The organism is Mycobacterium sp. IS-1496 (assembly GCF_001499995.1).
Lineage (GTDB): Bacteria > Actinomycetota > Actinomycetes > Mycobacteriales > Mycobacteriaceae > Mycobacterium.
Map to the genome: position 1 here is coordinate 1 of NZ_LQIU01000073.1, position 599 is coordinate 599.

A 599-nucleotide genomic window follows, 5' to 3' on the forward strand; every position below is an offset into this window, starting at 1 on the left:
CTGAGCAGATCGCAGCGCGGTTGCTCATCGACTTCCCCGACGATGCGGAGATGCGCGTGTCCCCGGAGACCATCTATCGGTCAATCTATCTGCAGGGCAGGGGAAATCTGCGTCGCGAGTTGCACACCTGCCTGCGCACCGGGCGCGCGTTGCGCAAGCCGCAGCGACGCCCGGACGAGCGTCGCGGGCGCATCCGCGACATGGTGAATATCAGCGAGCGGCCCGCCGAGGTCGCCGACCGTGCAATTCCCGGACACTGGGAGGGCGACCTCATCGTGGGCAGTACCGCCTCGGGGTCGGCGATCGGCACCGTGGTCGAACGCGCGTCGCGGTTCGTCCTGCTGCTGCACCTGCCCGACAACCACACCGCCGAAGCCGTGCAGGAGGCGATCGTGGCCAAGATGGCCCAGTTGCCGGCGATTCTGCGCCAGACCCTGACTTGGGACCAAGGCAAGGAGATGGCCAACCACGCGGCCATCGCTGAAGCCGCCGACCTGGACATCTACTTCTGCGATCCCCATTCCCCGTGGCAACGCGGCACCAACGAAAACACCAATGGACTGCTGCGTCAGTACTTTGCCAAAGGCACTGATCTCTCG

Annotated in this window: 1 protein-coding gene; it reads left to right on the forward strand. The window is 65.4% G+C overall.

What is annotated here, in order from left to right; translation table 11 throughout:
- The coding region (locus tag AU195_RS23470) for an IS30 family transposase (RefSeq protein WP_157531233.1) at window positions 1–599 on the forward strand (599 nt) is incomplete at both ends.